The following is a 3,914-nucleotide window of genomic DNA, read 5'->3' as shown; positions in this document are numbered from 1 at the left end:
TTCCACTCCATAGCAGGGGATTTTATAAACTCTCAGATAGTTTTTTAAATATATAGCTGTCGCCAAGTGTACTAGGACATAAAACCCAAGAATTAGTTGGCGGCGCTTTGCGCCGCCAACTAATTCTTGGGTTTTGATTTGTCCTAATTCAAGTGACTGTAGCTATACTTAGCTATTTCGTTACGGGGTATCCTTAGGAAAGTTATAGGTCTAAATGGGCGGAGCTCCGTCCATTTAGACCTACTCGTTACTAGATGGAGAGGTAGAAGAAATTAGGGGATGATTAGCCTTAATCTCGCGACCGAGCATCTCTTCTAAACGTTGAATTGATTGGTTCTGGAGATTCAGCATATGAGTAAGTTCGGCGATTTCTTTATCCTTCAAACTATCAATTTTCCTATGTAGAGACTCTATTTCTTGCTCAGCTTTGAGATCGATATCAAGATCTTGCTTTGCTTTATCGCGATCGACTTCTGATTGACGGTTCTGACTCATGAGGATAAATGGTGTGGCATAAGCGGCTTGAAAGCTCAAAGCCAGATTCAGGAGAATAAAAGGATATTCATCCCAATGTTTAATCCAACTAATAATATTGAGAACAATCCATAAGCCCAACAAAAAGCTCTGAATAAGAATAAATCTCCACGAGCCAACTGTTGCGGTAACAATATCAGCAATCATTTCTCCTCTTGAAGATTGCGACTGTCTAGATTTAGGTGACTTTCCCATCGATTTAATAGTCCTATATACTATATACCTATATATTATATAAAAGTTGTCTGAGATACATACAGGCAAGAAGATCGAAACATAAAAGCCTGAGGGATTTTACAACGCTTTGCGCTCAAACCCAAACGAAAGAAATTCTTGAAAGTGTTACTTAGTAACGCTTTTAAGAATTTCTTTCGTTTGGGTTCATTTGATCGATAATTGCTGTATGTCCTAAGCAAAAAGATAAAAGAGCAATTGTAAAAAAGAGCTACCGTAAAATAATTTTTTTAAATCGTTTTTGGGTAATTCCTAACTTGTTCAAAAAGATCTAGACTGTTTTCTAGATTAGAAACTAGATTAGAATGTAGTACTAAAGCTGAGATAGGCGTTGCTTTCCATCGTCTATCTCAGAACATAGATCAAGGTGTATAGGGTTTATAAAATGTTGCAAGAGATTCAATTACCTGTTGTTGCAGATACGAAAAAATGGACTATTCAAGATAGCGAGACTCTGTATCGCATTGATGGTTGGGGGGAACCTTACTTCAGTATTAACGAAGCAGGGCATGTGACGGTTTCCCCTAAAGGCGATCGCGGCGGTTGTATTGACCTATTTGAATTGGTAAACGATCTGAAACAACGGGGATTGCGGTTACCCATATTGTTAAGGTTTTCAGACATCTTAGCCGATCGCATCGAGCGGCTCAACTCCACCTTTGCTAAGGCGATCGCCCGCTATAACTACAATGGCGTTTATCGCGGGGTTTTTCCCGTCAAAGTAAATCAACAAAGACAGTTAGTTGAGGAAATTGCCAAGTTTGGAAAACCCTTTCAATTTGGATTGGAAGCTGGCTCTAAACCAGAACTCCTGATCGCTCTTTCGACATTGCGTACCCCAGGTTCTCTTTTGATCTGTAACGGCTATAAGGACGCTGAATATATTGAAACCGCAATCCTCGCACGGAAATTGGGGCAGGATACGATTATTGTCATCGAACAGCTTGAAGAAGTGGAAATGATCATTCGCGCTGCAACTAAGTTGGGCGTTACTCCCGCCGTTGGCGTAAGGGCAAAGCTCCATGCTAAGGGCGTTGGACATTGGGAAGACTCCACGGGCGATCGCGCAAAATTTGGCTTGAGTATGTGGGAAATTCTGGAAACCGTCGAGCAGTTGGAAGCGGCGAATATGCTGGATTCGCTCCGACTGTTACATTTTCATATCGGTTCTCAGATTAGCAATATCAGTACGATTAAGGATGCTCTGCGCGAAGCGGGGCAAATCTACGTGCAGCTTGCAGCATTGGGTGCGCCTATGGGAAACCTCGATGTTGGTGGCGGCTTGGGCGTTGATTACGATGGTTCCAAAACTAATTTCTACGCTTCCAAAAATTACAGTATGCAGAACTATGCCTACGATATTGTGGCAGCAATTAAGGATGCCTGTGCGGAGAAAGGCGTACCCGTACCCACCCTCACCAGTGAGAGCGGTCGGGCGATCGCATCCCATCAATCGGTTTTGGTCTTTGACGTGGTCGGCATTAGTGGCATCCCCAACCAAGCGATCGAACCACTGAAGGAAGAGGAACATTTAATCGTTCGCAATCTCTTTGAAGCATTGGAAAATATCAATGAAAATAACTACCAAGAGATTTATCATGATGCGGTTCAATTTAACCAAGAAGCAATCAGTCTATTCTCCTTTGGCTATCTTACGCTCAAGCAACGCGCTAGAGTCGAGCGTTTGTTTTGGGAATGTTGCGATCGCATCCTCAAGGTAACCCGCAAACTCAATTACGTACCCGACGATCTTGAAGATCTCGAACGAGCCATGGCTCTTACCTACTATTGCAATTTCTCGGTATTCCAGTCTGCTCCCGATAGTTGGGCGATCGATCAACTATTCCCGATTATGCCGATCCATCGTCTCCATGAAGAGCCTATTTGTCGCGGTACGATCGCCGATCTTACCTGCGACAGCGATGGCAAGATCGATCGCTTTATCGATTTGCGCGATGTTAAGTCCACCTTAGAGTTGCATTCCTTCATTCACGAGGAGCCATACTATCTAGCGCTATTCCTTGGCGGAGCCTATCAAGAAATCCTCGGCGATCTGCATAATCTCTTTGGGGATACCGATGCGGTGCATATTCATGCCACGCCCACGGGTTACAAAGTCGAACATGTCATCAAGGGCGATTCAATGACTGAAGTTTTAGAATATGTGCAATACAATCGCGATGCCATGTTGGAGAATATTCGGCAAGAGACCGAGCGAGCGCTCCAAGAGAAGCAGATTACCCTCGATGAAGCCAGACTATTTCTCCAAAAGTACGAACATTGCTTGAACGGCTATACTTACCTCAGCTAATTCGAGTTAAGAAGGAAGATGCCCTTGATGCGTCTTCCTTCTTAACGATCGCGAAATGTACCGATCGCCTGATTGAGCGATCGCAATTCTTGCAAAATTTCTTGCAATAGGCGATTAGTCTCATTTTGAGCGGGTTCTTGCACTTGGATCGTCACCTGCTTCATTTTCAGGACATCTCGAGCAAACCTCGATACTTCGGTTGGATGAAACAACAAAGGATCGCGATCGCTATTGCGCAATTCTGGATTTAGTTTTTGCGGATCGTAGGGCAAGTTTAGCAATCCTTGATCGGGATCGGTATTGGCATAGCGATAAACCGAAGCCCGCGATCGCCCCAAGGCTTTTTGAATCGATTCCACATCCATTAACTCATAGACGCGATCGGATTTAAGGTCAGACGACGAAAAAGGCAGGCTCATAGCATTAATAAATAACTCATCCGTAGCTAGGCAAACTTAAAGATAAAACTCCAAAACTCTGAACGCACAACTCTGAACGCACAACTCTGAACGCACAATTTACATGAGTCACAGTTTTTGACTTTAGTTTTACGAACAGCCACTTAGTTATTATAGTCTTATTTTAAGTCTATTATTCTCATAAATAGAGAGACTGCCAAACCTTATGAGTATTCCAAAAACCCAAAGATGAGTTGCGGCGCGAAGCGCCGCCACTCATCTTTGGGTTTTTGATTTGTCCTAGCTATCTCTTACGTTGCTATAGCTACCGCCAGTCTTATTAGGACAAAATTAAAACCCAAAATCATGTTGTCGCGCTCCGCGCGACAACATGATTTTGGGTTTTATGTCCTGATACAGTTGGCGGTAGCTATACA

The 3,914-nt window shown here is 43.3% G+C and carries 3 protein-coding genes; 1 reads left to right on the top strand and 2 read right to left on the bottom strand.

The window, feature by feature from the left end; genetic code table 11:
• Positions 1 to 240: 240 nt before the first annotated feature.
• A complete protein-coding gene (locus AC805_RS14800; protein WP_231663114.1) occupies positions 241 to 681 on the bottom strand; it encodes a DUF1003 domain-containing protein in 441 nt (146 codons plus the stop codon).
• 472 nt (positions 682 to 1,153) lie between these two features.
• Here AC805_RS14800 and speA point away from each other — a divergent pair, with 472 nt between their 5' ends.
• Positions 1,154 to 3,079: a biosynthetic arginine decarboxylase gene (gene speA / locus AC805_RS14795; protein WP_055076132.1), complete on the top strand. Its 1,926-nt coding sequence runs from the start codon at positions 1,154 to 1,156 to the stop codon at positions 3,077 to 3,079.
• Between the two features lie 41 nt (positions 3,080 to 3,120).
• Here the strand turns inward: speA and AC805_RS14790 are convergent, their stop codons facing one another.
• Positions 3,121 to 3,498: a hypothetical protein gene (locus tag AC805_RS14790; protein ID WP_055076131.1), complete on the bottom strand. Its 378-nt coding sequence runs from the start codon at positions 3,496 to 3,498 to the stop codon at positions 3,121 to 3,123.
• Between the last annotated feature and the right edge of the window lie 416 nt (positions 3,499 to 3,914).

The organism is Pseudanabaena sp. 'Roaring Creek', assembly GCF_001402795.1.
In the GTDB taxonomy this organism is placed as follows: Bacteria; Cyanobacteriota; Cyanobacteriia; order Pseudanabaenales; family Pseudanabaenaceae; genus Pseudanabaena.
Note: the sequence above shows the minus strand (reverse complement) of the source record. Positions and strands in the feature narration are given on the sequence as shown.